The sequence below is a fragment of the Streptomyces sp. NPDC048106 genome, from assembly GCF_040706415.1.
In the GTDB taxonomy this organism is placed as follows: Bacteria; Actinomycetota; Actinomycetes; order Streptomycetales; family Streptomycetaceae; genus Streptomyces.
Map to the genome: position 1 here is coordinate 115,681 of NZ_JBEZND010000001.1, position 24,902 is coordinate 140,582.

The window sequence follows — 24,902 nt, forward strand, 5'->3', positions numbered from 1 at the left end:
ACCGCCGGTGCCGCACCCACCGGCCGGTCCCCGTCGCGCACCCGCCCGGACACGCCCCCGGGCCGGCTGTCTCGGGCGCGCCACCCGGCCGCGCCCCGCCCTCACCCCGGCGCCTCCACCTCCGGCGGATCCCCCAGCGCCGCCAGCGCCGATCGCGCCTCCCGGGACCACAGCGGGGAGAACGCCGGGCTGATCCGCAGGGCCTCCTGGAGGCTGCGCCGGGCGGGGCCGTCCAGTTCCAGCGCGGCCTCGATCGCGCCCCGGTGGTAGGCGAACAGCGCGCTGCGCACCCCGCCGCCCTTCGTGCCGTCCGTCGCCGTCGTCGCGTACTCCAGCGCCTCGTCGTCCTCGCCGACCCGGTGCAGCGCCCAGCCGAGCGCGTCGGCCACCTCGGTACCGGGCTGCCGCTCGTACTCGTCCCGCAGCCGCTCCACGGCCTGTTGCGCGTCCCCGTGGTCGGCCTCGTACCGGCCGAGCACCAGCTCGTCGTCCACCCCGTCCGACGTCTCCCGGCGCGCCAGCTCCCGCACCCGGTCGTACTGCTCCCGGGCCTTCTGGGCCATGCCCAGCGACTCGTACAGCTCGCCCAGGTCGAGCGCGTCGCGCGGGTCGGGGCGGCGGGCCAGCGCGCTCTGGTAGGCGCTCACCGCCTGCGCCGAACGGCCCAGCGCCGCCAGCACCCGGGCCCGTCCGGCCGGCGCGGCCGGCTGCGCGGCGTCCTGGCGCAGGGCCGCGTCGTAGTGCCGCAACGCGTCCTGCAAGTCACCCCGTTCGAAGGCGAGCTGGCCCAACTGGGTCAGATAGGCGGCCTGTTCGGCGGGGGAGCGGGCGGCGGCGGCCGCGTCCGTCAGCTGCGCCACCGCGTCCTCGCGCCAGCCCCGGTCCCGGTAGACCGCCGCCGCCCGCGCCATCACGGCGGGCCGCTCGGCCGCGCCCGGCTTCAGCGCCAGAAGCTTCTCCAGGGACTCGCCGACCGCCTCGTAGTCGCCGAGCCCGGTGTCGGCGTCGATCAGCCGGGAGTACGACGACCACCGGTCCGGCGCCAGCTCCTGGGCCTGCTCGGCGTAACGTTTCGCCTCCGAGAAGTCCCGGCGCGCCAGCGACAGCGCGGCCATGCCGTCCAGCGCCTGGAGGTTCTGCTCCTCGTCCAGCACCTGGAGCGAGGTCTCCAACGCCTGCTCGGCCCGCGGGAAGTCCGCCGCCGCGGCCGTGGCGCGCCCTCGTTCGACGTACGCCGTGCCCAGCACCGCCCACGCCTTCGCGTCCCGCGGCTGGGCCCGCACCCGCTGCTCCTGCTGCCCGATCAGCGCCGTCAGGGCGGGCAGCGCCGCCGGCACCCCGGAGGCCACCGCGGTCAGCGCCTGCGCCGCCCGCGCCGGGGCGCGCAGTTGCACCCGGTGCGCCCGCGGTCCCGGGGCGGGCGCGCTGGCGGCCCCCGGTCCGAGCCCCGGCCACACGGCAAGAACCGCGCCCGCGACCACTCCGCCGCTCAGCGCGGTGACCAGCACCCGCCGCAGCAGCCGCCGGGAACGGCGCGGTGCGGGCGGCGCGCCGCTCGGGAACGTACCCGGCTCGCTCACTCGGTTGTCCATGGCGCTCACTGTGCGTCAATACGACAAGAAGATCGCGCCGGGTGAGGCAGGCGGCTGACGGCTTCACACCGATGGCCGTGAGTGCGAACCTGTGATCATGAGCCGCATCGAAGCACGTCGCGATGAAGCCATCGCAGCAACCGGCAGCCTCACCGACCGGCTCCTGGCCGGACTGCCCCCCGAGGCCGTGCTGACCGACCCCGACGTCACGGCCGCCTACGCCCACGACATGGCCAGCTTCTGCCCCGCCGGAGCCCCCGCCGTCGTGGTCCTGCCGCGCACCGTGGAACAGGTCCAGCACGTCATGCGCACCGCCACCGAACTGCGCGTCCCCGTCGTCCCCCAGGGTGCCCGCAGCGGCCTGTCCGGCGCGGCCAACGCCTCGGACGGCTGCGTCGTGCTGTCCCTCACCAAGATGGACCGGATCCTGGAGATCAGCCCCGTCGACCGGGTCGCCGTGGTCGAACCGGGCGTGATCAACGCGACCCTCTCCCGGGCCGTCGAGGAACACGGCCTGTACTACCCGCCGGACCCCTCCAGCTGGGAGATGTGCACCATCGGCGGCAACATCGGCACCGGCTCCGGCGGCCTGTGCTGCGTGAAGTACGGGGTGACCGCCGAGTACGTCCTCGGCCTGGACGTCGTCCTCGCCGACGGCCGCCTCATGTCCACCGGCCGGCGCACCGCCAAGGGCGTCGCGGGCTACGACCTCACCCGGCTGTTCGTCGGCTCCGAGGGCTCCCTCGGCATCGTCGTGCGCGCCGTCCTCGGCCTGAAACCCAAGCCGCCCGCGCAGCTCGTGCTGGCCGCCGAGTTCCCCTCCGCCGCGACCGCCTGCGACGCCATCTGCCGGATCATGGAGCGGGGCCACCTCCCCTCCCTGCTCGAACTGATGGACCGTACGACCGTCAAGGCGGTCAACGACATGGCGCGCATGGGCCTGCCGGAGACCACCGAGGCGCTGCTGCTGGCCGCCTTCGACACCCCGGACCCGGCCGCCGACCTCGCCGCCCTCGGCGCCCTGTGCGAGGCCGCGGGCGCCACCGAGGTGGTCCCCGCCGAGGACGCCGCCGAGTCCGAGATGCTCCTCAAGGCCCGGCGGCTCTCGCTGCCCGCGCTGGAGGCGGTCAAGGGCACCACGATGATCGACGACGTGTGCGTGCCCCGCTCCCGGCTCGGCGCCATGCTGGAGGGCATCGACCGGATCGCCGCGAAGTACGGCCTGACGATCGGCGTCTGCGCGCACGCGGGCGACGGCAACACCCACCCCACCGTCTGCTTCGACGCCCAGGACGAGGACGAGTCCCGGCGGGCCCGCGAGTCCTTCGACGAGATCATGGCGCTCGGCCTGGAACTGGGCGGCACCATCACCGGGGAACACGGCGTCGGGGTGCTGAAGAAGGAGTGGCTGGCCAGGGAGATCGGGCCGGTCGGGGTGGAGATGCAGCGGGCGGTGAAGCAGGTCTTCGACCCCCTCGGCATCCTCAACCCGGGCAAGCTCTTCTGAGACCGCCGGGCGGACCCCCGCCCCGGCCCCGGCCCGCGGGGGCTCACCGGGCGAGCAACTGGTCGAGGGCGTCGTCGATGCCGAGCTGCCCGCCCTCCGTCCCCGGCGGGACCACGCGCAGCGTCCGCTCCAGCCAGGCGGAGACCTGCGCGGCCGGCGCCTCCAGGAGCGCGTCCCCGCCGGGCGAACTCAGCGCCATCAGCACCACGCTGCGCCCCTCCGCCTTCGTCGGCCACACCCGCACGTCCCCGTGCCCGCACGGCCGGAACACCCCCTCCACCAGCAGCTCGCGGGCGAACGTCCAGTGCACCGGGGACGCGGAGTTGATGTGGAAGACGATGTGGACGGCGTACGGGTCGTCGGAGCGGTAGCCGAGCCGGGCCGGCACGGTGATGCTCCGCTCAGGTGACAGGATCAGCTTGAGTTCGAGTTCCCGCTCCACCACGGTGAGCCGCATGACCTGGGTTTCCTTTCGTGTCGGGAACCGCACGGGACCGCTCGGTGCGGTCCCCTACCCAGAGAGGGGAACGGCCCCGGCATTACGCGGGTTCGGAAAATTTTTTTCGGACCGGGCCGGAAAGCAGGCGCGGCGTTGCCCGGATGGAGTGGGACCTGCGGGACTTGCGGTGGCGCGTGCCCGGGTCTGATAGATGTGGGAGGCCCATCCCACCCACGAGCAGATACGGGACGACGGACATGAGCGCCCCAACCCCGGCCCCCGGTGACGACCGGCCTCGCGAGGGCTACTACCCGGACCCGTCCATCCCCGGCTACGTCCGGTACTGGAGCGGCGCCGCCTGGGTGCCCGGCACCAGCCGCCCGGCACCGAAGGACGGCGAAACGCTCGCCCCACCACCCGGCGTCACCCCGGCCGTGGAGGAGACGGGCCCGCTCTTCTTCGACGAGGAACCCGGGGGCCCCTCGGCCTTCGGCCCGGCGGTCACGGGCGACTCCGCAGGGGACGCGGGGAGTTCGGGGACGGCGGGACAGTGGCCCGCGGCCGGCGGCCCCGGTCACGCGGGCGGCTCCGGTCATGAGGGCGGCTCCGATCGGCACGAACCCGGCCGGCCGGCGGACCGGGCGGACCAGGCGGGCGGATGGGGCCGGCCCGGACCGGGCGGGCGGTGGGACGGGTCCGGGGCGTCCGGACCGGACCCGCGCGCCGGGCAGCCGGGCTCCGACGGGCGGCCGGGATCCGACGGGCAGCCGGGCTCCGACGGGCAGCCGGGGCAGTGGGCCTCGTCCGGGGCGCCGGCCTCCTCCGCGACCGGGCAGGCCGACCCGCGTCAAGCCTCCGTGCCCGCGCAGGGCGGCGCCTGGGGCACCGACCCGAGGATGCCCGCGGAGCAGCCGGCGCAGCCCGACGGGCGGGCGGAGCGGACCGACGGCACCGCCACGATCCCGCCGGCCGAGCACGACGCCCCCGACCCCGGCACCTTCGTCTTCCGGCGCCCGGTCACGAGCCGTACGGACGACGGCACGATGACGATGCGCCCGGTACCGCCGCAGCAGCCCGACGCGCCCGGCTTCGGCACCCAGGGCCCGGTCGCCGCGCCCACGCCCACCCCCACCCCCACTCCCGCGCCGCCCGCCACGCCCCAGGCGCCCTCCCCGCAGCCCGGTTTCGGCGCCGTACAGCCGCCCCGGAACCGGCAGCCGGCACCCGCGGCCCCGCAGGTGCCGCAGCAGGGCGGGCCCGGACAGGGGTCCTGGGCGCGGCAGGTGCACCAACTGGCCGGGGGCGGCGCGGAGGAGCCGCCCGTGGCGCCGTGGAAGCCGCCGGTGGAGGACGTGTTCCAGGCGGCGGCGCGCAGGCAGGCCGCCGCCCGCCCCGCCGGACTGGGCAAGCGGTTCGCGGCCCGGCTGGTCGACACCGTGGTGGTGGGCGCCGTGACCGCCGTCGTGGCCGTCCCCCTCGGCATCCGGGCCCTCGACCACGTCCAGCAGAAGATCGACGTGGCCAGGCAGTCGGGGCACGAGGTCACCGTCTGGCTGCTCGACGGCACCACCGGCACCAGCCTCGGCATCGTCGTCGCCGTCCTGCTCGTGCTCGGCGTCGTCTACGAGGTCCTGCCCACCGTCAAGTGGGGCCGCACCCTCGGCAAGAAGCTGTGCGGCCTCGACGTGCGCGACATCGAGGGGCACGAGCCCCCGGCCTTCGCCCCGGCGCTGCGCCGCTGGCTGGTCTACAGCGTCCCCGGCCTGCTCGGCATCGGGATCGTGGGCGTGCTGTGGTGCCTGTTCGACCGGCCCTGGCACCAGTGCTGGCACGACAAGGCGGCCCACACCTTCGTCGCGGGCTGACGCGGGGACGACGGACCCGGCCGTCGCCCGGACGGCCGTCCGCCGGACGGCGCTCCGCCGGGTGCGGAGCCGGGGCGTTCGCGATCCACTCGGGCCATGAGCAGCGCACCGCCCCCCGGCTCCGGAGAGCAGCCACCCGAGGACGACCCGTTCAGGAAGCCGCCCCCGCCGAGCCAGGGGCAGGGCTCACCGTACGACTCCCCGCCGCCCGGCGGCCCCCACGAGGGCGGCCCCTACGGCGGCGACCGGCCGCCACCCCCCGGCGGCCCCTACGGGGGCGGTCCCTACGGGGGAGGCTCCGGCGGCTACCCCGCCGACCCCCTCGCCGGCATGCCCCCGCTCGCCGACAGCGCCAAGCGGACCCTCGCCCGCATCATCGACATGATCCTGGTGGGCATCGTCGTATGGCTGCTCACCTGGGCGTTCAACGTCCGCGAGTACGACGTGAACACCGGCCGCGTCGAAGCCGGGCGCTCCCTCGCCCAGTCCGTCATCGCCGCCGTCCTCTACATCGCCTACGACACCTTCTTCACCCACAAGACGGGCCAGACGCCCGGCAAGAAGTGGCTGCGCATGCGGGTGGCCAACCTGTCCGACGGCGCCACCCCCGGCACGCAGACCGCGTTCCTGCGCGCCCTCGTGCTGTGGCTGCCGTTCGCCTTCTGCTGCGCCTGTGTCTGGACCGTGATCTGCGGCGGCTGGAGCTTCTTCGACCGGCCCTACAAGCAGGGCCTGCACGACAAGGCGGCCAAGACGGTCGTGGTCAGCACCGACACCGAACGTCCGCGCTGACCGAAGGACCGCACCGGCCGAAGAACCGCACCGCCCGAATAACCGCACCGCCCGGACGGCGTCACAGGGCCGTCGGGACGCGCTCCTCCTCGGAGGCCGTCCCGGCGGCCTCCCGCTGTGCCCCGCGGCCGCCCGGCGCCGGGACCGTCATCGCGACCAGCAGGCCGAGCGCGAGCGCCGCGAGGGCGATGACCAGGATCCCGAGGCCCGACCTCGTCTGGGACAGCAGCAGCATGGCCAGGGTCGAGACGATCACGGTGCTCACACCGTAGGCGAACTGGGCGACGGTCGGACGAGGCATGGCGATCGTGTCCTCGGAGGTCTTCGGGTATCGGGTGGCCGTTCGACTCTCTCTCCTCGGCTGCATGCCCGACCGGACGTCCCGGTAAGCGTGACCTAACCCACGGTGCCGATGCACGGGGGGCGCACAGGAAGCACGGTCTGTCTAAAACAGGCGTCAACTTTGCATAGTCCACCAGACCTTTCCGAGTCAAGATCTGTCTTTTCTCCTAAACCTCTAGTCAAATTACGTCACTTGAACACGCGCTTGTCATGCGCGCACGGACTTCCGAACCCAGGAACCCCCTGTCCGCGCGCGGGGCGCGGGGGAGGAACTCAAGTGACCAGCAGATCCTGGACGTTCAGAGCGGCCGCGATAGGCGTGACGCTCGCGGCGGCCTCCGCCACGTTCGCCACCTTCGCCGTCGCGGAGGCGAGCACGCAGCAGGCCCCGGCCAGTGCCGTGAACCGGCACGACCCCGCCGCGGTGGGGCAGCAGTCGCACGACCTCGACGGGCCGCTGAGCAAGACCCAGCGGGCCCAGCGCACGGAGGCCCTCAACCAGCTCATCGCGGGCGAGGCGAGCCCGCAGGAGCGTGACGGCTCCAAGGTCGTCAAGCTCAAGAGCGGCAAGGGCAAGAGCAAGTACGTCGAGCTCAGCCGCGAGAAGACCGACAAGATCTTCACCATCCTGGTGGAGTTCGGCGACCAGACCGACTCCCGGTACGGCGGCACCCCCGGCCCGCTGCACAACCAGATCGCCGCGCCGGACCGCGCCAAGGACAACTCCACGGCCTGGCAGGCGGACTACGACCAGAAGCACTACCAGGACCTCTACTTCGGCACCGGCTCGGGCACCGAGTCGCTGAAGAAGTACTACGAGACGCAGTCCTCGGGCCGCTACTCGGTGGACGGCGAGGTCTCGGACTGGGTCAAGGTCCCCTACAACGAGGCCCGTTACGGCAACGACGCCTGCGGCTCCACCAACTGCACCAGCGTGTGGAACGTCGTCAAGGACGGTCTGAACGCCTGGGTCGCCCAGCAGAAGGCGGCCGGCAAGTCCGACGCCGACATCAAGGCGGACCTGGCCAAGTACGACCAGTGGGACCGCTACGACTACGACGGCGACGGCGACTTCAACGAGCCCGACGGCTACATCGACCACTTCCAGCTGGTCCACGCCGGCGAGGACGAGTCCGCGGGCGGCGGCGTCCAGGGCACGGACGCGATCTGGGCCCACCGCTGGTACGCCTACGGCACCGACGCCGGCGCCACCGGCCCCGACGCCAACAAGCTCGGCGGCGCGCAGGTCGGTGACACCGGTGTCTGGGTCGGCGACTACACCATCCAGCCGGAGAACGGCGGACTCGGAGTCTTCGCCCACGAGTACGGCCACGACCTCGGTCTGCCGGACGAGTACGACACCGACGGTGGCGACAACTCCACCGGCTTCTGGACCCTGATGTCCTCCGGTTCCTGGATGGGCACCGGCAAGGAGTCCATCGGTGACCTGCCCGACGACATGAACGCGTGGGACAAGCTCCAGCTCGGCTGGCTGAACTACGACGTCGCCAAGGCCGGCACCGCGTCCGCGCACAAGCTGGGTGTCGCCGAGTACAACACCAAGAACAAGCAGGGCCTGGTCGTCAGCCTGCCCGACAAGGCGGTCACCACCACCGTCACCGAGCCGGCGCAGGGTGCCACCCAGTGGTGGAGCGGCAGCGGCAACGACCTGAAGAACACGCTGACCCGGTCCGTCGACCTCACGGGCAAGTCCTCGGCCACGCTGAGCCTGGACGGCTGGTGGGCGATCGAGACCGACTACGACTACCTCTACACCGAGGTGTCCACCGACGGCGGCGCCAACTGGACCGCCCTGGACGGCACCGCGGACGGCCAGGCCATCCCGCGTGACGGCAGCGGCAACCCCGCGCTGACCGGTGCCTCGGAGACGAACAAGAAGCTGTCGTACTCCCTGGACGCCTACGCCGGCCAGAAGATCCAGCTGCGCTTCCGCTACCTCACGGACGGCGGCGTCGCGGAGAGCGGCTTCACCGCGGACGAGATCGCCGTGACGGCCGACGGCAGCCAGGTCTTCTCGGACGACGCCGAGTCGGCCGACGACGCGTGGACCACCGGCGGGTTCACCCGCATCGGGGCGTCCTTCACCAAGGACTACCCGCAGTACTACGTCGCCGAGAACCGGCAGTACGTGTCGTACGACGCCACGCTCAAGTCGGGCCCGTACAACTTCGGTTCGGCGGCGCGGCCCGACTGGGTCGAGCACTACCCGTACCAGAACGGCCTGCTGATCTGGAAGTGGGACACCTCCCAGGTCGACAACAACACCAACGTCAACGACCACCCGGGCACCGGTCAGATCCTGCCGATCGACTCGCACCCGACCGCCCTGCGGTGGTCCGACGGCACGCTGATGCGCGGCCGGATGCAGGCGTACGACTCCCCCTTCAGCCTGTACGGCACGGACGGCATCACGCTGCACAAGGCGGACGTCGCCACGGTGATCCCCTCCTCGAAGGGTGTCCCGGTCTTCGACGACCACGCGAACACCTACTGGGACCCGGCGAACCCGTCCAGCGGTGTGAAGGTAACTGACACCAACACCAAGATCGCGATCGTCAAGGAGGCCAAGGACGGCTCGACGATCTCGCTCCAGGTCGGACCCGCGGTGAAGTAGTTCACGACTTCGCAGGTCAGACGCGTATCGGCGGCAACCCCTGGCGGGTCGCCGCCGATCGTGTTTAGGTGCGTTCTGTGGCTCGCTTATTGACACCGAACGGAACGGGGTTGTGACCGCATGGCCGCTGGAGGCTTCTGCAAACTGCCGAACGGCAGCGTCGTCGTCGCGCTGAACCTGCCGTACGACGCCGCCGGCGTGCGCGTCCTGGTCCATGCCCGCAACCGCGCCCGCGCCCTGACCCGGCTGCGCAACCTGGGCCTGCGCGCGATCTACCTGCGGGGCAACACCGCGCCCCCGACACCGGACGAGATCACGGCGGTCCTGCACCACCCCGACGGCCTCATATGGCGCACCGCCCCCGCCCCCGGGGACGGGGTCATGACCGAGCTGTGGCACCCGATCCGGGCGCTGCTGCGCGGCTCGGCGATGGCGCGGTAGGGACCAGCCGCGATCAGCCGCCCACCACGGCCTTGCCGGTGAGTTCCACGCCCGCCGCCTTCAGCTCCGCCAGGGCCCGGTCCGTCGTCCCCGGGGAGACGCCGGCCGTCAGGTCCAGCAGGACGTGGGTGCGGAAGCCCTCCCGCGCGGCGTCCAGGGCCGTCGCCCGGACGCAGTGGTCGGTGGCGATGCCCACCACGTCGACCTCCTCGACACCGCGGGCGCGGAGCCAGTCGGCGAGCGGGGTGCCGTTCTCGTCGGCGCCTTCGAAGCCGCTGTAGGCGGCGGCGTAGGCACCCTTGTCGAAGACGGCGTCGACCGCGCCGGAGGCGACCGCGGGGGCGAAGTTGGGGTGGAAGCCCACCCCCTCCGTGCCGGCGACGCAGTGCGCCGGCCAGGAGCGGACGTAGTCCGGGTCGTCCGCGAAGTGGCCGCCGGGCGCGATGTGGCGGTCACGGGTGGCCACCACATGGCGGTAGCCGGTGCCCGCCGCCTGTCCGATCAGCTCGGTGATCGCGGCGGCGACGTCCGCGCCGCCGGCCACCGCGAGGCTGCCCCCCTCGCAGAAGTCGTTCTGCACGTCTACGACGATCAAGGCGCGGCGCATGATGGTGTCCTTCTGCTGGTGGTGAGGTATCCGAGCCCAGGGAGTTACAGCCCCTAGCTACCCGAGCCCTCGTGGACGTACTCCGTCGGAAGCACGGGTTCCCCGCGCGAGAGCTGGGTCGCGGAGAGCGGGAGGTTCCCGCGGGCGGCGATATGGCGGTCCCGCGGCACGTCCAGCGGCTCGCGGGCCACCACCCGGCCGCCCTCGACCAGCGGTACGAGTAGCTGCCGGTCCGCCAGCTCCGGCGGCACCGGTCCGGTGCCCACGACCTCCGCCTCGGCGATCCCGTCCGCGTCCAGCCGCCGGGCCGCCCACTTGCGGCCGCCCACCGACACCTTCCCGCCGCTGGACTTCTTCGCGACCGGCACCAGCGGCGCCCCCGGATCCGCCGTCTCGGCGCGCGCGACCAGCTTGTAGACCATGGACGCGGTCGGGTGCCCGGAACCGGTGACGAGCTGGGTGCCGACGCCGTACGCGTCCACCGGCGCGGCCGCCAGCGAGGCGATGGCGTACTCGTCCAGGTCGGAGGTGACCACGATCTTGGTGCTGGTCGCGCCCAGCTCGTCCAGTTGCTGGCGGACCCGGTGCGCGACCAGGAGCAGGTCGCCGGAGTCGATGCGCACCGCGCCCAGCCCGGGCCCGGCCACCTCCACCGCCGTACGGACCGCCTCGGTGACGTCGTACGTGTCCACCAGCAGCGTGGTGCCGGGGCCGAGGGTGTCCACCTGCGCCTGGAAGGCGTCCCGCTCGCGGTCGTGCAGCAGGGTGAAGGCGTGCGCGGAGGTGCCGACGGTCGGGATGCCGTAACGGAAGCCGGCCGCGAGGTCGGACGTGGTGGCGAAACCGCCGACGTAGGCCGCGCGGGCGGCGGCGACGGCCGACAGCTCGTGGGTGCGGCGGGCACCCATCTCGATCAGCGGCCGGTCACCGGCGGCGGCGGCCATCCGGGAGGCGGCGGCCGCGATGGCCGAGTCGTGGTTGAGGATGGAGAGGATCACCGTCTCCAGGAGCACGCACTCGGCGAAGCTGCCCTCCACGCGCAGCAGCGGGGAGCCGGGGAAGTACACCTCGCCCTCGGGGTAGCCCCAGATGTCCCCGCTGAACCGGTAGCCGGCGAGCCACCGCAGGGTTTCCTCGTCGACGATCCGCTGCTCGCGCAGGAAGCCGAGGACGCCCTCGTCGAAGCGGAAGTTCTCCACCGCGTCCAGGACGCGTCCGGTGCCCGCGACCACGCCGTAGCGCCGCCCGTCCGGCAGCCGCCGGGTGAAGACCTCGAAGACGCTGCGCCGCTCGGCCGTGCCGGCCTTCAGCGCGGCCTGCAACATCGTCAGCTCGTACTGGTCCGTGAAGAGCGCCGTCGAGGGAACGTCCACCGGCAGCCCAAGGTCCGCTGTGTTCATGGCGAGTAGCGTACCCCCATCTCGTCAGTGTGACGATTTCCGGCCCGCGTGGCAGCATGGGCACTGTGACGTCACCCGCGCCCGTAGAGATCGAACGCACCGAGTCGGCGGAGGAGGTCTTCGCCGTACCCGAACCCGACGTCCCCTGGGTCACCATCGTGCACAACGACCCGGTCAACCTCATGAGCTATGTGACGTATGTCTTCCAGACGTACTTCGGCTATCCCAAGGACAAGGCCACCAAGCTCATGCTCGACGTCCACCACAAGGGCCGGGCGGTCGTCTCCAGCGGAACGCGCGAGGAGATGGAACGCGACGTGCAGGCGATGCACGGCTACGGCCTGTGGGCCACCCTCCAGCAGGACCGGAAGTAGCGACCCAATTCCATGCCCGGACAATTCGAACCGCTTCCCGGCGGCGGCGCGGCCGTCGCGCTCGACGACGTCGAGATCTCCATCATCCGCTCCCTGGCCGTCCAGCTCCTGGAGCTGATCGGGCCGGGCCCCGGCGAGGACGCCCCCAGCGACCCGCTCGCCGAGCTGTTCGCGGAGGGGCCGAGCGAGCCGCCCTCGGACCCGGTGCTGCGCCGGCTCTTCCCGGACGCGTACAGCGACCCGGAGAAGGCCCCGGACTCGCCCGCCCAGGCCGAGGAGCGGCGCGCCCACTCCGCCGAGTTCCGCCGCTTCACGGAGAACGACCTCAGGGCCGGCAAGCGGGAGAACGCGCTCGCGGTGATCCGCAGCCTCGACGCGCTGGCCCCGGTGGACGAGGGCGGCGCGGTGCTGAAGCTGTCGACCGAGGAGTCCCGGCGCTGGCTCGGTTCCCTCAACGACCTCCGGCTGGCGATCGGCTCCCGCCTGGAGATCACGGACGACGACGACACCGAGCTGCTCTACCGGCTGCCGGACGAGGACCCGCGCAAGCCGATGGTGATGGCCTATCTGTGGCTGGGCGGCCTCCAGGAAACCCTGGTGACGACCCTTATGTCGTGATTTCCGTGATTTGAGCGTCCGCTCAGCGGACGCTCAAATCCGGATAACGATCCCGTCACCCTTGCGGCCTGTTCTGTCATATTCGCTCGCTCTTTGTCCGCTTCTTCCTGTGGAGCGCGCCACACTCCCTTCCCGCGATCAGTGTTGCGGCCGTGATAAATCTTCACGACCGCCCGGCGAACACCACCCATGTTCGGCCGGGTGCGCCACCGAGCCGGCAACCGCCGGCCAGGCACCGACTCCATCAATCCGGGGGGATTCGAAACCCGGTCCGCGGCCGACGAAAGGCCGGGGCCGGAATGGAGAAAGGCGCACCACCATGACCTCAGCGCAGGTCGACCAGCGGCCCGACGGCCCGATGCCCGAGGGGGCGGAGGGCGGTGACGGCGAGGGCTATCAGCGCGGGCTCGGCTCCCGTCAGATCCAGATGATCGCCATCGGCGGTGCCATCGGCACCGGTCTGTTCCTCGGCGCGGGCAAGGGCATCTCCAAAGCGGGTCCCAGCCTCATCCTGGCGTACGCCATAGCCGGCCTCGTCATCTTCCTGATCATGCGCGCGCTCGGCGAGCTGCTGATGTACCGCCCGGTCTCCGGCTCGTTCTCGGAGTACGCGCGCGAGTTCATCGGCCCCTTCGCGGGCTTCGTCACCGGCTGGACGTACTGGCTGTTCTGGGTGGTCACCGGCATCACCGAGGTCACGGCCGCGGCCGCGTACATGACGTACTGGTTCGACATACCGCAGTGGGCCTCGGCGCTGATCTTCACGATCGTGCTCTACGCCGCCAACCTGATCTCCGTGAAGCTCTTCGGCGAGCTGGAGTTCTGGTTCTCCATGGTCAAGGTGACCGCGATCATCGGCATGATCCTGATCTGCCTGGGCATCCTGACGGTCGGCTTCTCCGACGCCGGCGACACCGCCTCGGTCGGCCACCTGTGGAACGAGGGCGGCTTCTTCCCGCACGGCGTCAGCGGCACCCTGATGACGCTCCAGATGGTCATGTTCGCCTTCCTCGCCGTCGAGCTGGTCGGTGTGACCGCGGGCGAGTCCAAGGAGCCCCGCAAGGTGCTGCCCAAGGCGATCAACACCGTGCCGTGGCGGATCGCCGTCTTCTACGTCGGCGCGCTGATCATGATCCTGTCGGTGGTGCCGTGGACCGAGTTCCACCCCGGGGTGAGCCCCTTCGTGGCCGCCTTCCAGAAGATGGGCCTGTCGGTCGGCGCCGGCATCGTCAACTTCGTGGTGCTGACGGCCGCCCTGTCCTCCTGCAACTCCGGCATGTACTCCACCGGCCGGATGCTGCGTGACCTGGCCCTCAACAGCCAGGGCCCCAAGCTGTTCACCCGGCTGACCCGCAGCGGCACCCCGCTCGTGGGCACCACGTTCTCCGCCGCGCTGATGCTTGTCGGCGTCTGGATCAACTACCAGTGGCCGGGCAAGGCGTTCGACTACGTCGTCTCCTTCGCCACCATCTCCGGCATGTGGGCGTGGATCGTCATCCTCGTCTGCCACCTCCGCTACCGCAGGGCGTCCGACCGCGGACTGCTGCCCCGCTCGGAGTTCCGGGCCCCCGGCGCCCCGTACGCCAGCGTCTTCGCGCTGCTGTTCATCGGCATGGTGATCGTGCTGATGGGCATCGACAAGGACGCCCGTGTCTCGCTGTACTGCGCGCCGCTGTGGGGTCTGATCCTCGGCGTCTCCTACCTGGTGCTCAAGCGCCGCAACCCGGAGGCCGCGGCCTTCGCCAAGCGCTGACGCCGGGGCACCGGCCACTCCCCGGACGTCCGGCCGCCGGGAGCACTCGTGGTGCCCCCGGCGACCGCCGCTCAGGACGTCCAGCATGCGGGCCGCCTCGTACCACCCCTCGGTACGAGGCGGCCCCTTGCTTATCCTGGCTGTCATGCTGACCATCACCCAGGCCCTCCACGACCAGATCGTCGCCCACGCCCGCAAGGACCACCCTGACGAGGCGTGCGGTGTCGTCGCGGGCCCGGCCGGTTCGGACCGCCCCGAGCGGTTCATCGCGATGCTGAACGCGGCCATGTCGCCGACCTTCTACGAGTTCGACTCCGGCGATCTGCTCAAGCTCTACCGCGAGCTGGACGACCGGGACGAGGAGCCGGTGGTCATCTACCACTCGCACACCGCGACCGAGGCATATCCCTCGCGCACGGACATCTCCTACGCCAACGAGCCCGGCGCCCACTACGTCCTCGTCTCCACGGCGGACACGGACGGCCTCGGCGACTTCCAGTTCCGTTCCTTCCGGATCGTGGACGGAGAGGTCACCGAGGAGGAGGTCCGGGTCGTCGAGAGCTACTGATCTCAGCATCCGACCGGGAATCGTCCGCCAGGTGGGATCACACCCCGGTCCGCGGACCGGGAATCGTTACGATGAGCCCATGGTTACGACTGTGGTGCGCGCCGTCGGCCGCTGACGGTGGCGCGCCCCTCGGCTGACGTACCGAGCCCGCAGCCCCCGAAGACCCTTCCGACAGGAGCCCGCAATCATGGCCATCGAGGTCCGCATCCCGACCATCCTCCGCACGTACACCGACGGCCAGAAGGCCGTGGAGGGCACCGGGGACACCCTCGCCGAGCTGTTCACCGACCTGGAGAGCCGGCACGCGGGCATCCAGGCCCGCATCGTGGACGGCGACCAGCTGCGCCGGTTCGTCAACGTCTACCTGAACGACGAGGACGTCCGCTTCCTGGACGGCATCAACACCAAGCTGTCCGACGGCGACAACGTCACGATCCTGCCGGCCGTCGCCGGCGGCAAGCGCTGATCGGTCGCTGAACAGCATGCGCTACGACTCCCCGCTGGCCGCGGTGGGCAACACCCCTCTGGTGCGCCTGCCGCGGCTGTCGCCGTCCCCCGAGGTTCGCGTCTGGGCCAAGCTGGAGGACCGCAACCCCACCGGCTCGGTCAAGGACCGGCCCGCGCTGCACATGGTCGAGCAGGCGGAGAAGGACGGCCGGCTCACCCCCGGCTGCACCATCCTGGAGCCGACCTCCGGCAACACCGGCATCTCGCTGGCCATGGCGGCCAAGCTCAAGGGCTACCGGATGGTGTGCGTGATGCCGGAGAACACCTCCCAGGAGCGCCGGGACCTGCTCGGCATGTGGGGGGCGGAGATCATCTCCTCGCCGGCCGCGGGCGGCTCCAACACCGCGGTGCGGGTGGCCAAGGAGCTGTCGGCCGAGCACCCCGACTGGGTGATGCTCTACCAGTACGGCAACCCGGACAACGCGGGCGCCCACTACGCCACCACGGGCCCGGAGATCCTTTCCGACCTGCCCTCCATCACCCACTTCGTCGCGGGTCTCGGCACCACCGGCACCCTGATGGGCGTCGGCCGCTACCTGCGCGAGCACAAGCCGGACGTGAAGATCGTGGCCGCCGAGCCGCGCTACGACGACCTGGTCTACGGCCTGCGCAACCTGGACGAGGGCTTCGTCCCCGAGCTGTACGACGCCTCCGTGCTCACCACCCGCTTCTCCGTGGGCTCCGCCGACGCGGTCACCCGCACCCGTGAGCTCCTCCAGCAGGAAGGCATCTTCGCGGGCATCTCCACCGGCGCCGCCCTGCACGCCGCGATCGGCGTCGGCAAGAAGGCGGTCAAGGCGGGCGAGTCCGCCGACATCGTCTTCGTGGTGGCCGACGGTGGCTGGAAGTACCTCTCCACGGGCGTCTACACGGCCGCTACCACGGAGGCCGCCATCGAGACGCTGCAGGGCCAGCTCTGGGCTTAGTCCCGAGCGCGGTTTTCGCCCGCTTTCCGTCCCAAGCGATCGCCAGCCCCCTCTCACGAGGGGGCTAAGCCCATCCTATGGACAAGCAAAGAATTCCTTCCGGTACTGCCGGGTGAACTGGGTGCGGGGCTAGGTTCCTCCCGCACCCTGTCATGTCACGTTCACGCGGCACGGCGGGGTGTCTGAGGTGTCATGCTCATGACTGCGTTGCCGCCGCTACGCGCGTCACGTGCCTGCCAACCAGTGCGAGAAACCCCACTTCCCGATGGAGGCAGTACCCACATGCGTGAGTCACGCCCGAGCGGGCGAACCCGAAGTGTGCGCAGACTTCTGGCCGTCGCCTTTCCCGCTCTCTCCCTGACCGTCGCCGGATTCGCCGCCGCGCCGACGGCCGGCGCGGCCCAGCCCGCTGTCGCGGCCCACCCGCAGACCAGCAAGGTCACCCAGAACAACAAGGCGCTGACCGACCCCACGCGGCAGACCTTCCACTCGACCGGCAAGGCCGGCCAGAAGGTCCCCACCACCCACGTCTGTGGCACCGACCACTCCGTGGGCACCATGTCCTGCTTCGCGCAGCGCCGCACGGACATCGCGAGCAAGCTGGCTTCGGCGATCACGCCCAACGCCACGCCCTCCGGCCTCTCCCCGGCCAACCTGCACAGCGCCTACAACCTGCCCACCACGGCCGGTTCGGGCATGACCGTGGCCATCGTCGACGCCTACAACGACCCGAACGCCGAGGCGGACCTCGGTACGTACCGGTCGACGTACGGCCTCTCCTCGTGCACCAAGGCCAACGGCTGCTTCAAGCAGGTCAGCCAGACCGGCTCCACCACCTCGCTGCCGACCAACGACAGCGGCTGGGCCGGCGAAGAGATGCTCGACGTCGACATGGTCAGCGCGATCTGCCCGAACTGCAACATCATCCTCGTCGAGGCCAGCTCGGCCACCGACGCGGACCTCGGCGCCGCCGAGAACGAGGCCGTCGCGCTCGGCGCCAAGTTCGTCTCCAACAGCTGGGGCGGCTCCGAGGACTCCTCGGAGACCACGCTGGACACGCAGTACTTCAAGCACCCCGGTGTCGCGATCACCGTCTCCGCGGGTGACTCGGGCTACGGTGCCGAGTACCCGGCGACCTCCCAGTACGTGACCGCCGTCGGCGGTACCGCCCTCAACACCTCGACCAACTCCCGTGGTTGGACCGAGTCGGTGTGGAACACCAGCTCCACCGAGGGCACCGGCTCCGGCTGCTCGGCGTACGACCCGAAGCCGACCTGGCAGACCGACACCGGCTGCTCCAAGCGCATGGAGTCCGACGTCTCCGCGGTCGCCGACCCGGCCACCGGTGTGGCGGTCTACGACTCCTACGGCAGCGGCGGCTGGGCGGTCTACGGCGGCACCAGCGCCTCCGCGCCGATCATCGCCGGCACCTACGCCCTCGCGGGCACCCCGGGCACCAGTGACTACCCGGCGAAGTACCCCTACAGCCACACCAGCAACCTGAACGACGTCACGAGCGGCTCCAACGGCTCCTGCACCACGTCGTACTTCTGCAAGGCCGCGGCCGGCTACGACGGCCCGACCGGCTGGGGCACCCCGAACGGCACCGCCGCCTTCACCTCGGGCGGCACCACCGGTGGCAACACCGTGTCCGTCACCAACCCGGGCAGCCAGTCCACCACGACCGGCAGCTCGGTCAGCCTCTCCATCAAGGCTTCGGACAGCGCGGGCGCGGCCCTGACCTACAGCGCCTCCGGCCTGCCGACCGGCCTGTCGATCAACAGCTCCACCGGCGTGATCTCGGGTACCGCGTCCACCGCGGGCACCTACCAGGTCACCGTCACCGCGAAGGACTCCACCGGCGCCACCGGCTCCACCTCCTTCACCTGGACCGTGGGCACCAGCGGCGGCAGCGGCTGCACCTCGTCCCAGCTGCTGTCCAACCCGGGCTTCGAGTCGGGTAACACCGGCTGGACCGCGAGCAGCGGCGTCATCACCAACGACACCGGCGCCCCGGCCCACAGCGGCTCGTACTACGCCTGGATGGACGGCTACGGCACCTCGCACACCGACAGCATCTCCCAGTCGGTGACGATCCCCACGGGCTGCAAGGCGACCCTGTCCTTCTACCTGTACGTCGACACCGCCGAGACCAGCACGAGCACCGCGTACGACAAGCTGACGGTCACCGCCGGCTCCACCACCCTGGCGACCTACTCGAACCTGAACGCCAGCTCGGGCTACGTCCTGAAGAGCCTCGACCTCTCGTCCCTCGCGGGCCAGACGGTCACCCTGAAGTTCAACGGCGTCGAGGACTCCTCGCTGGCGACCAGCTTCCTCGTGGACGACACGTCCGTGGCGACCAGCTGATCACCCGCACCGCCTGAAACACCCGCACCACCTGCGATCCCGCACGCGGAAGCCTTCCGCGTGCGGGATCCGTTCGTTGGCCGGTACTTTGCCCAATGGCGGGATCCGTTCACGGCCGCGGTACGTCACACCCGTACCAGGCGGGCCGACCGGAGGCCCGCGGAAAGGCGGTCCCTCATGCGCCGTACGACACTCCTCGCCCTCGCGGCCACCTCGCTGCTCCTCGCGGGCTGCGGCACCCACTCCAGCTCCACCGCGAGCCAGAAGGTCTCCCCGGCCCCCGGGCACCAGGCCCCGGTGTGCATGAACCAGGTGCGGCTGACGGCCGCCGACAGCGGGCGCACCGTCTGCGTGGCCAAGGGCGGAGAGGTGCGGATCGGCCTCGGCGGCACCAAGGACCGCCCCTGGAAGCCGCTCACCGTCACCGGCGGCGCCCTGGAGGCGATCAACTCCGGCCTCGTCATCCGGCCGGGCGACGCGGAGGCCGCCTACCGCGCGAAGGCCGCCGGCACCGGGAAGCTGACGTCCGCCCGGCCCATGTGCGCCACCACCCCCGGGCACATGTCCTGCAAGGCCATCCAGGAATGGACGGTCACCGTGACGGTGAAGAACTGACGTGCCGCTGAAGAACTGACGTGGCGGTGAAGAACTGACGGAGCCTCACCGGGCGAGGTGGCGCACCTGGTCCCACAGGACCGGGTCGACCACTCCCACCCGGCGGCGGAAGTCGCCGAGCGGCACCTCGCGCAGCTCGTCGGTCCGCAGGAAGCTCGGCCGGCCCCGCGCGTCGCCGACCGCGCCGGGCGGCAGCGGGATCACCCCGGCGCGCTCGTCGTGGTACTTGCTGGTGATCTTCGCGACCGTGGCCCGGTCGCCCCGCACGGCCAGCACCAGACAGGGCCGGTCCTTCACGTCGGCGCGGTCCTCGTAGGGCACGCTCGCCCACCAGATGTCACCCGGCGCCGGGTGCCGGCCGCGCGCCCGCGCCGCTCGCGCGCCCGCCCGGCCCGGTGGCCGCAGCCGCCGCCCGCCGGGCCGGCGCCCGCGGCCCCAGCCGTCGATGCCCGTGGCCACCAGCGCGAGCAGTACCACCGCCGCGAGCGCCAGCCACCAGGACGTGTCCATACGACGACGTTACCGGCGCGCGCCGCGGGCCGCGCGCCCTTGTGCGGATCCCGTGCGCCCCGGGGGCCAGCCGAACCGGTGACAGCACAGGTGAGTTCGCCCACAACGGCCCCTGGCAGAGGCGCGGCCCACGCCGCGGCGCCGTACGCTCGACGGACCGCACGACCCCCGTCAGCCCTTGTTCCGAGGGTCCTCGTCCCTGTGGGGATCCTTTGCCCACCCGTCTTTCGCCTACGGAGGTTTCTGCTTCATGAAGCTCACCGTCGTCGGCTGCTCGGGGTCGTTCCCGTCCGCGGATTCGGCCTGTTCGAGCTACCTCGTCGAGGCCGACGGCTTCCGGCTGCTTCTCGACATGGGCAACGGCGCCCTCGGCGAGCTGCAGCGCCACTGCGGTCTCTACGACCTCGACGCGATCTTCCTCAGCCACCTGCACGCCGATCACTGCATCGACATGCTCGGCTATTTCGTCGCGCGTTACTACCGGCACGACGGCGGGCGCTGCGAGGCCCTGCCGGTCTACGGCCCCGAGCGCACCGAGCACCGTCTGACCACGGCGCACGGCGACACCCCTTCGGCCTTTTCGATGAGCGAGGTCTTCGACTTCCGCACCGTCAAGCCGGCCACGTTCGAGATCGGCCCCTTCACGGTGCACACCGACCGGGTCCGCCACCCGGTGGAGGCGTACGGCGTCCGGCTGGAGCACGGCGGGAGGTCCCTGACGTACTCCGGGGACACCGGTGTCACCCCCGTACTGGACGAGCTGGCCCGGGACACCGACCTGTTCCTGTGCGAGGCCGCGTTCACGTACGGCAAGGAGGACATCCCCGACCTCCACCTCAACGGCCGCGAGGCCGGCGAGACCGCCGCCCGCGCCGCCGCCCGCCGCCTGGTCCTGACCCACATCGCCCCCTGGACCGACCCCGAGATCAACCTCCGCGACGCGCGCGAGGCGTTCCCGGGCCCGGTGGACCTGGCGGTGCGGGGCGCGGTGTACGAGATCTGAGGCACGCGACGCACGCGAAGACCCCGGAACCCTGACGGTTCCGGGGTCTTCTTCGTGCCGGTGGGTCTCACGCCTTCGTGAGGTCCTCGACTTCTTCCTCGGGTTCACGTCCCGGCGTCTTCAGGTCGAACTTGAGGATCGCGAAGCGGAACACCACGTAGTACACCGCGCCGAAGACCAGTCCGATCGGAATGATCAGCCATGGCTTGGACGCCAGATGCCAGTTGAGCGCGTAGTCGATGAAGCCGGCGGAGAAGTTGAAGCCGGCGTGCACCCCGAGCGCCCAGGTCACCGCCATGGACACCGCGGTGAGCACGGCGTGGACGACGTACAGCAGCGGCGCGATGAACATGAACGAGAACTCGATCGGCTCGGTGACACCCGTGACGAAGGACGTCAGGGCGAGCGAGACCATCATTCCGGTGACGACCTTGCGGCGCTCGGGACGGGCGCAGTGCGCGATCGCGAGGGCCGCGGCCGGCAGACCGAACATCATGATCGGGAAGAAGCCGGACTGGAAGAGACCGGCGGACGGGTCGCCCGCGAGGAACCGGCTGATGTCGCCGTGCACCACTTCGCCGGACGCCTTCTTGAAGTCGCCGAGCTGGAACCAGGCCACCGTGTTCACGAACTGGTGCATGCCGATCGGGATCAGGCCGCGGTTGACCAGACCGAACAGCGCGGCGCCGCCGGCCCCGAGGCCCGTCATCCACTCGCCGAAGTGCGTGATGCCCTTGCCGACGGGCTCCCAGACCAGGAGGAAGAAGACGCCGACGAGCGTGCCGACGAAGGCCATCAGGATCGGCACCAGGCGGCGGCCGTTGAAGAAGCCGAGCCAGTCCACCAGCTTGGTGCGGTGGAAGCGCTGCCACATCACGGCCGACAGCAGACCCATGATGATGCCGCCGAGGACACCGGGGTCGTTGTAGGACGCCGCCACGATCTTGCCGTGGTCGACGTGCTCCGCGGTCAGCGGGAAGGCCTGGAGCACCTTGCTGTAGACGAGGAAGCCGACGACCGCGGCGAGGGCGGTGGAGCCGTCCGACTTCTTCGCGAAGCCGATGGCCACGCCTATGCAGAACAGCAGGGGGAGGGAGCCGGTCAGGGCACCGCCGGCCGCGTTGAAGACCGTCGCGACCTTGTCCCAGCCCAGGCCGTCCTTGCCGAAGATGTCGTCCTGGCCGAGCCGGACCATGATGCCGGCGGCCGGGAGTACGGCGATCGGGAGCTGAAGGCTCCGGCCGACCTTCTGCAGGCCCTGGAACAGGCCCGCTCCCCGCTTCTTCGCGGGGGCCGCCGTGGCGGTGGCGGTGCTCATACGTCGTCCTCCATCGGGTGGTGGTCTACACCACTCACTGGTGTAGACCTGTTGTAGCACGATGAAGGTGCCGTAAGGAACCACGAATTTCGCGACCGGAACGCTACGCCCCGTGCAGGGCCGGCCCGCGTGCCGTCGTCAGAGTCCCGTCACGTCCTCGACCTCCGCCTCCGGCTCCCTGCCGGGGGTCTTGAGGTCGAATCTGGTGATGGCGAAGCGGAAGACGGTGTAGTAGACGGCCGCGAAGCACAGGCCGATCGGGATGATCAGCCAGGGCCTGGTCGCCAGGTGCCAGTTGATGACGTAGTCGATCAGACCGGCCGAGAAGCTGAAGCCGTCGTGCACCCCGAGCGCCCAGGTCACCGCCATGGACACCCCGGTGAGCACCGCGTGGACCGCGTACAGGACGGGCGCGATGAACATGAACGAGTACTCGATCGGCTCGGTGATCCCCGTGACGAACGACGTCAGCGCCACCGACAGCATCAGACCGCCGACCTCCTTGCGGCGGTGCGGCTTCGCGCAGTGCGTGATCGCCAGCGCCGCGGCCGGCAGCGCGAACATCATGATCGGGAAGAAGCCCGAGGTGAACTGCCCCGCGTGCGGATCGCCCGCCAGGAACATGCTGATGTCGCCGTGCACCACGGTCCCGTCCGGCTGCGTGTAACTGCCGAACTGGAACCAGATGGGCACGTTCAGGAACTGGTGCAGGCCCACCACCAGCAGCGCCCGGTTGGTGACGCCGAACAGCCCCGCCCCCCACGCCCCGGCCGCGTGCAGCCAGCGGCTGAAACTCTCGAGCCCGGCCCCGACCGGCGGCCACACCCACAGGCACAGCGCCGCGAAGAGGATGGCCGTGAACGCCATGAGGATCGGCACCAGGCGGCGGCCGTTGAAGAAGCCGAGCCAGTCCACCAGCTTCGTACGGTGGAAACGCGCCCACAGGAACGCGGCCAGCAGACCCACCACGATCCCGCCGAAGACCCCCGGGTTCTGGAAGGTGAACGCCGCCACCGTCCCGTCCCCCGCCCGGCAGCCCACCCCCGGCAGCGCCGTCGAACCGGCCGGGCAGTCCTGCGGGAACTGGTGCAGCACCCCGTAATAGACGAGGAACCCCGCGACCGCCGCGAGCGCCGTCGAGCCGTCGGCCTTCTTCGCCATGCCGATGGCCACGCCCACGCAGAACAGCAGCGGCAGCCCCAGCGAACCGTCCAGCAGCGCCCCGCCCGCGCCCCGCATCACCTTCGCGACCGTCGTCCAGCCCAGACCGTCCGCGCCCACCACGCCCGGCTGCCCGAGCCCGATCAGCAGCCCCGCGGCCGGCAGCACCGCGATCGGAAGCTGGAGACTGCGCCCCATCTTCTGCAGCCCCTGGAACAGCCGGCCCCAGCGCTCCCGCGCCGGACTCCCCTCGCTCATGGGCGTCCTCCGGCCACTCGACTCGGACGCGGTTTGGCGACCGTCCCTTCGCTGGTGTAGACCAGTTGCCCGGACGGTTCCGCTGTCGTGATCGCCATCATTCGGCACGCGCGGCATGACCGCTCGCGAAGATGGGCCAACTGTGGGTTACTGCGACAAAGCGGTTCGGATCAGGGGAGAAGGAACATGGCCACCAAGGCTGAGAAGATCGTCGCCGGCCTCGGCGGGATCGACAACATCGAGGAGATCGAGGGCTGCATCACCCGCCTGCGCACCGAGGTGTCCGACCCCGCGCTGGTGAACGAGGCCGCCCTGAAGGCCGCCGGCGCCCACGGCGTCGTCAAGATGGGCACCGCCATCCAGGTCGTCATCGGCACCGACGCCGACCCGATCGCCGCGGAGATCGAAGACATGATGTGACACCCGGACCGGGATTCACCGGTAAGGGGCTCTTCCCGAGGCGGGAGGAGCCCCTTCCGTATCTACGGCTAGGCTCCATGCCATGTCTCGCATCGACGGCCGTACTCCCGAACAGCTCCGACCGGTCACCATCGAACGCGGATGGAGCAAGCACGCCGAGGGCTCCGTCCTCGTGTCCTTCGGCGACACCAAGGTCTTCTGCACCGCCTCCGTCACCGAGGGCGTGCCGCGCTGGCGCAAGGGCAGCGGCGAGGGCTGGGTCACCGCCGAGTACGCCATGCTGCCCCGCGCCACCAACACCCGCGGCGACCGCGAGTCGGTCAAGGGCCGCATCGGCGGCCGTACGCACGAGATCTCCCGCCTCATCGGCCGCTCCCTGCGCGCCGTCATCGACTACAAGGCGCTCGGCGAGAACACCATCGTCCTCGACTGCGACGTCCTCCAGGCCGACGGCGGCACGCGGACGGCGGCCATCACCGGCGCGTACGTCGCCCTCGCCGACGCCGTCGCGTGGGCGCGGGGCAAGAAGCTGATCAAGGCCGGCCGGCAGCCGCTGACCGGCACGGTGAGCGCGGTCTCCGTCGGCATCGTCGGCGGCGTCCCCCTTCTCGACCTGTGCTACGAGGAGGACGTGCGCGCCGAGACCGACATGAACGTCGTCTGCACCGGTGATGGCCGCTTCGTCGAGGTCCAGGGCACCGCGGAGGCGGAGCCGTTCGCCCGCGACGAGCTGAACGCGCTGCTCGACCTGGCGGTCGGCGGCTGCGACGCGCTGGCCGCGCACCAGCGGGCGGCCCTGGAGGCCACGCTCGCCTCGTAGCGGGCAACCCGGCGGCCCCTCCCCGCGTCCTACCCCTACGCATGAGATGAGGGACGTCCGG

The 24,902-nt window shown here is 71.1% G+C and carries 24 protein-coding genes; 16 read left to right on the plus strand and 8 right to left on the minus strand.

Going from position 1 to position 24,902, the window contains the following annotated elements; genetic code table 11:
- Nucleotides 1–101: 101 nt before the first annotated feature.
- A complete protein-coding gene (locus AB0927_RS00485; protein ID WP_366665234.1) occupies nucleotides 102–1,592 on the minus strand; it encodes a tetratricopeptide repeat protein in 1,491 nt (496 codons plus the stop codon).
- A 91-nt stretch (nucleotides 1,593–1,683) separates the two neighbouring features.
- Between AB0927_RS00485 and AB0927_RS00490 the strand changes: the two genes are divergently transcribed.
- Nucleotides 1,684–3,099, plus strand: a complete 1,416-nt coding sequence (locus tag AB0927_RS00490) for an FAD-linked oxidase C-terminal domain-containing protein (RefSeq protein ID WP_366665235.1) — start codon at nucleotides 1,684–1,686, stop codon at nucleotides 3,097–3,099.
- Between the two features lie 43 nt (nucleotides 3,100–3,142).
- Here AB0927_RS00490 and AB0927_RS00495 read toward each other — a convergent pair whose 3' ends face one another.
- Nucleotides 3,143–3,556: an SsgA family sporulation/cell division regulator gene (locus AB0927_RS00495; RefSeq protein WP_366665236.1), complete on the minus strand. Its 414-nt coding sequence runs from the start codon at nucleotides 3,554–3,556 to the stop codon at nucleotides 3,143–3,145.
- 239 nt (nucleotides 3,557–3,795) lie between these two features.
- Between AB0927_RS00495 and AB0927_RS00500 the strand changes: the two genes are divergently transcribed.
- Nucleotides 3,796–5,403 (plus strand): RDD family protein, encoded by a 1,608-nt coding sequence (locus AB0927_RS00500; protein ID WP_366665237.1) that lies wholly within the window; start codon nucleotides 3,796–3,798, stop codon nucleotides 5,401–5,403.
- Nucleotides 5,404–5,499: 96 nt separating this feature from the next.
- The gene (locus AB0927_RS00505) at nucleotides 5,500–6,195 is read left to right on the plus strand and encodes an RDD family protein (protein WP_366665238.1); all 696 of its coding nucleotides are present in this window, start codon (nucleotides 5,500–5,502) and stop codon (nucleotides 6,193–6,195) included.
- Between the two features lie 61 nt (nucleotides 6,196–6,256).
- Here AB0927_RS00505 and AB0927_RS00510 read toward each other — a convergent pair whose 3' ends face one another.
- On the minus strand, nucleotides 6,257–6,496 hold the full coding sequence (locus tag AB0927_RS00510) for a hypothetical protein (RefSeq protein ID WP_366665239.1): 240 nt from the start codon (nucleotides 6,494–6,496) through the stop codon (nucleotides 6,257–6,259).
- A 318-nt stretch (nucleotides 6,497–6,814) separates the two neighbouring features.
- Between AB0927_RS00510 and AB0927_RS00515 the strand changes: the two genes are divergently transcribed.
- Both AB0927_RS00515 and AB0927_RS00520 read left to right on the plus strand, forming a co-directional pair.
- Nucleotides 6,815–9,172, plus strand: a complete 2,358-nt coding sequence (locus tag AB0927_RS00515) for an immune inhibitor A domain-containing protein (RefSeq protein WP_366665240.1) — start codon at nucleotides 6,815–6,817, stop codon at nucleotides 9,170–9,172.
- A gap of 120 nt (nucleotides 9,173–9,292) precedes the next feature.
- Nucleotides 9,293–9,613, plus strand: coding sequence for a hypothetical protein (locus tag AB0927_RS00520; RefSeq protein WP_366665241.1), 321 nt, complete (start codon nucleotides 9,293–9,295; stop codon nucleotides 9,611–9,613).
- A 13-nt stretch (nucleotides 9,614–9,626) separates the two neighbouring features.
- On the opposite strand, the gene AB0927_RS00525 is transcribed toward AB0927_RS00520, so the two are convergent.
- Nucleotides 9,627–10,220 carry an isochorismatase family protein gene (locus AB0927_RS00525; protein ID WP_366665242.1) on the minus strand — a complete coding sequence of 198 codons (594 nt, stop codon included), beginning with the start codon at nucleotides 10,218–10,220 and terminating at the stop codon, nucleotides 9,627–9,629.
- A gap of 53 nt (nucleotides 10,221–10,273) precedes the next feature.
- Nucleotides 10,274–11,620 carry a nicotinate phosphoribosyltransferase gene (locus AB0927_RS00530; RefSeq protein WP_366665243.1) on the minus strand — a complete coding sequence of 449 codons (1,347 nt, stop codon included), beginning with the start codon at nucleotides 11,618–11,620 and terminating at the stop codon, nucleotides 10,274–10,276.
- A 56-nt stretch (nucleotides 11,621–11,676) separates the two neighbouring features.
- Here AB0927_RS00530 and clpS point away from each other — a divergent pair, with 56 nt between their 5' ends.
- The 8 genes from clpS (at nucleotide 11,677) to AB0927_RS00570 (ending at nucleotide 19,351) form a co-directional block, all read left to right on the plus strand.
- On the plus strand, nucleotides 11,677–11,994 hold the full coding sequence (gene clpS, locus AB0927_RS00535) for an ATP-dependent Clp protease adapter ClpS (RefSeq protein WP_351868189.1): 318 nt from the start codon (nucleotides 11,677–11,679) through the stop codon (nucleotides 11,992–11,994).
- Between the two features lie 12 nt (nucleotides 11,995–12,006).
- Complete coding sequence (locus AB0927_RS00540) at nucleotides 12,007–12,612, plus strand: DUF2017 domain-containing protein (protein WP_366665244.1); 606 nt, start codon at nucleotides 12,007–12,009, stop codon at nucleotides 12,610–12,612.
- A gap of 319 nt (nucleotides 12,613–12,931) precedes the next feature.
- Complete coding sequence (locus AB0927_RS00545) at nucleotides 12,932–14,365, plus strand: amino acid permease (RefSeq protein ID WP_366665245.1); 1,434 nt, start codon at nucleotides 12,932–12,934, stop codon at nucleotides 14,363–14,365.
- Between the two features lie 145 nt (nucleotides 14,366–14,510).
- Nucleotides 14,511–14,933: a M67 family metallopeptidase gene (locus AB0927_RS00550; protein ID WP_366665246.1), complete on the plus strand. Its 423-nt coding sequence runs from the start codon at nucleotides 14,511–14,513 to the stop codon at nucleotides 14,931–14,933.
- A gap of 187 nt (nucleotides 14,934–15,120) precedes the next feature.
- Entirely contained in the window at nucleotides 15,121–15,399 is a 279-nt protein-coding gene (locus tag AB0927_RS00555) for a MoaD/ThiS family protein (RefSeq protein ID WP_366665247.1), read from the plus strand.
- A gap of 16 nt (nucleotides 15,400–15,415) precedes the next feature.
- Nucleotides 15,416–16,366: a cysteine synthase gene (locus tag AB0927_RS00560; protein WP_366665248.1), complete on the plus strand. Its 951-nt coding sequence runs from the start codon at nucleotides 15,416–15,418 to the stop codon at nucleotides 16,364–16,366.
- Between the two features lie 282 nt (nucleotides 16,367–16,648).
- On the plus strand, nucleotides 16,649–18,736 hold the full coding sequence (locus AB0927_RS00565; protein WP_366665249.1) for a putative Ig domain-containing protein: 2,088 nt from the start codon (nucleotides 16,649–16,651) through the stop codon (nucleotides 18,734–18,736).
- Nucleotides 18,737–18,913: 177 nt separating this feature from the next.
- Entirely contained in the window at nucleotides 18,914–19,351 is a 438-nt protein-coding gene (locus AB0927_RS00570) for a hypothetical protein (RefSeq protein ID WP_366665250.1), read from the plus strand.
- Nucleotides 19,352–19,396: 45 nt separating this feature from the next.
- Here AB0927_RS00570 and AB0927_RS00575 read toward each other — a convergent pair whose 3' ends face one another.
- Nucleotides 19,397–19,861, minus strand: a complete 465-nt coding sequence (locus AB0927_RS00575; RefSeq protein ID WP_366665251.1) for a type II toxin-antitoxin system PemK/MazF family toxin — start codon at nucleotides 19,859–19,861, stop codon at nucleotides 19,397–19,399.
- Nucleotides 19,862–20,111: 250 nt separating this feature from the next.
- On the opposite strand from AB0927_RS00575, the gene AB0927_RS00580 reads away from it, so the two are divergent.
- On the plus strand, nucleotides 20,112–20,864 hold the full coding sequence (locus AB0927_RS00580; RefSeq protein ID WP_366665252.1) for an MBL fold metallo-hydrolase: 753 nt from the start codon (nucleotides 20,112–20,114) through the stop codon (nucleotides 20,862–20,864).
- Nucleotides 20,865–20,931: 67 nt separating this feature from the next.
- On the opposite strand, the gene AB0927_RS00585 is transcribed toward AB0927_RS00580, so the two are convergent.
- The gene (locus tag AB0927_RS00585) at nucleotides 20,932–22,182 is read right to left on the minus strand and encodes a PTS transporter subunit EIIC (RefSeq protein WP_366665253.1); all 1,251 of its coding nucleotides are present in this window, start codon (nucleotides 22,180–22,182) and stop codon (nucleotides 20,932–20,934) included.
- Nucleotides 22,183–22,320: 138 nt separating this feature from the next.
- Entirely contained in the window at nucleotides 22,321–23,601 is a 1,281-nt protein-coding gene (locus tag AB0927_RS00590; protein WP_366665254.1) for a PTS transporter subunit EIIC, read from the minus strand.
- Between the two features lie 186 nt (nucleotides 23,602–23,787).
- On the opposite strand from AB0927_RS00590, the gene AB0927_RS00595 reads away from it, so the two are divergent.
- Together AB0927_RS00595 and rph are read left to right on the plus strand one after the other, a co-directional pair.
- A complete protein-coding gene (locus AB0927_RS00595; protein WP_366665255.1) occupies nucleotides 23,788–24,021 on the plus strand; it encodes a PTS glucose/sucrose transporter subunit IIB in 234 nt (77 codons plus the stop codon).
- 82 nt (nucleotides 24,022–24,103) lie between these two features.
- Nucleotides 24,104–24,841, plus strand: a complete 738-nt coding sequence (rph, locus tag AB0927_RS00600; RefSeq protein ID WP_366665256.1) for a ribonuclease PH — start codon at nucleotides 24,104–24,106, stop codon at nucleotides 24,839–24,841.
- Nucleotides 24,842–24,902: the final 61 nt, after the last annotated feature.

Excerpts from the sequence above, each read along its gene's own strand:
- AB0927_RS00485 (WP_366665234.1), bottom strand. The coding sequence starts at position 1,592 with ATGGACAACCGAGTGAGCGAGCCGGGTACGTTCCCGAGCGGCGCGCCG.
- AB0927_RS00495 (WP_366665236.1), bottom strand. The coding sequence starts at position 3,556 with ATGCGGCTCACCGTGGTGGAGCGGGAACTCGAACTCAAGCTGATCCTG.
- AB0927_RS00500 (WP_366665237.1), top strand. The coding sequence starts at position 3,796 with ATGAGCGCCCCAACCCCGGCCCCCGGTGACGACCGGCCTCGCGAGGGC.
- AB0927_RS00505 (WP_366665238.1), top strand. The coding sequence starts at position 5,500 with ATGAGCAGCGCACCGCCCCCCGGCTCCGGAGAGCAGCCACCCGAGGAC.
- AB0927_RS00510 (WP_366665239.1), bottom strand. The coding sequence starts at position 6,496 with ATGCCTCGTCCGACCGTCGCCCAGTTCGCCTACGGTGTGAGCACCGTG.
- AB0927_RS00520 (WP_366665241.1), top strand. The coding sequence starts at position 9,293 with ATGGCCGCTGGAGGCTTCTGCAAACTGCCGAACGGCAGCGTCGTCGTC.
- AB0927_RS00525 (WP_366665242.1), bottom strand. The coding sequence starts at position 10,220 with ATGCGCCGCGCCTTGATCGTCGTAGACGTGCAGAACGACTTCTGCGAG.
- AB0927_RS00530 (WP_366665243.1), bottom strand. The coding sequence starts at position 11,620 with ATGAACACAGCGGACCTTGGGCTGCCGGTGGACGTTCCCTCGACGGCG.
- clpS (WP_351868189.1), top strand. The coding sequence starts at position 11,677 with ATGGGCACTGTGACGTCACCCGCGCCCGTAGAGATCGAACGCACCGAG.
- AB0927_RS00540 (WP_366665244.1), top strand. The coding sequence starts at position 12,007 with ATGCCCGGACAATTCGAACCGCTTCCCGGCGGCGGCGCGGCCGTCGCG.
- AB0927_RS00545 (WP_366665245.1), top strand. The coding sequence starts at position 12,932 with ATGACCTCAGCGCAGGTCGACCAGCGGCCCGACGGCCCGATGCCCGAG.
- AB0927_RS00550 (WP_366665246.1), top strand. The coding sequence starts at position 14,511 with ATGCTGACCATCACCCAGGCCCTCCACGACCAGATCGTCGCCCACGCC.
- AB0927_RS00555 (WP_366665247.1), top strand. The coding sequence starts at position 15,121 with ATGGCCATCGAGGTCCGCATCCCGACCATCCTCCGCACGTACACCGAC.
- AB0927_RS00560 (WP_366665248.1), top strand. The coding sequence starts at position 15,416 with ATGCGCTACGACTCCCCGCTGGCCGCGGTGGGCAACACCCCTCTGGTG.
- AB0927_RS00565 (WP_366665249.1), top strand. The coding sequence starts at position 16,649 with ATGCGTGAGTCACGCCCGAGCGGGCGAACCCGAAGTGTGCGCAGACTT.
- AB0927_RS00570 (WP_366665250.1), top strand. The coding sequence starts at position 18,914 with ATGCGCCGTACGACACTCCTCGCCCTCGCGGCCACCTCGCTGCTCCTC.
- AB0927_RS00575 (WP_366665251.1), bottom strand. The coding sequence starts at position 19,861 with ATGGACACGTCCTGGTGGCTGGCGCTCGCGGCGGTGGTACTGCTCGCG.
- AB0927_RS00580 (WP_366665252.1), top strand. The coding sequence starts at position 20,112 with ATGAAGCTCACCGTCGTCGGCTGCTCGGGGTCGTTCCCGTCCGCGGAT.
- AB0927_RS00585 (WP_366665253.1), bottom strand. The coding sequence starts at position 22,182 with ATGAGCACCGCCACCGCCACGGCGGCCCCCGCGAAGAAGCGGGGAGCG.
- AB0927_RS00590 (WP_366665254.1), bottom strand. The coding sequence starts at position 23,601 with ATGAGCGAGGGGAGTCCGGCGCGGGAGCGCTGGGGCCGGCTGTTCCAG.
- AB0927_RS00595 (WP_366665255.1), top strand. The coding sequence starts at position 23,788 with ATGGCCACCAAGGCTGAGAAGATCGTCGCCGGCCTCGGCGGGATCGAC.
- rph (WP_366665256.1), top strand. The coding sequence starts at position 24,104 with ATGTCTCGCATCGACGGCCGTACTCCCGAACAGCTCCGACCGGTCACC.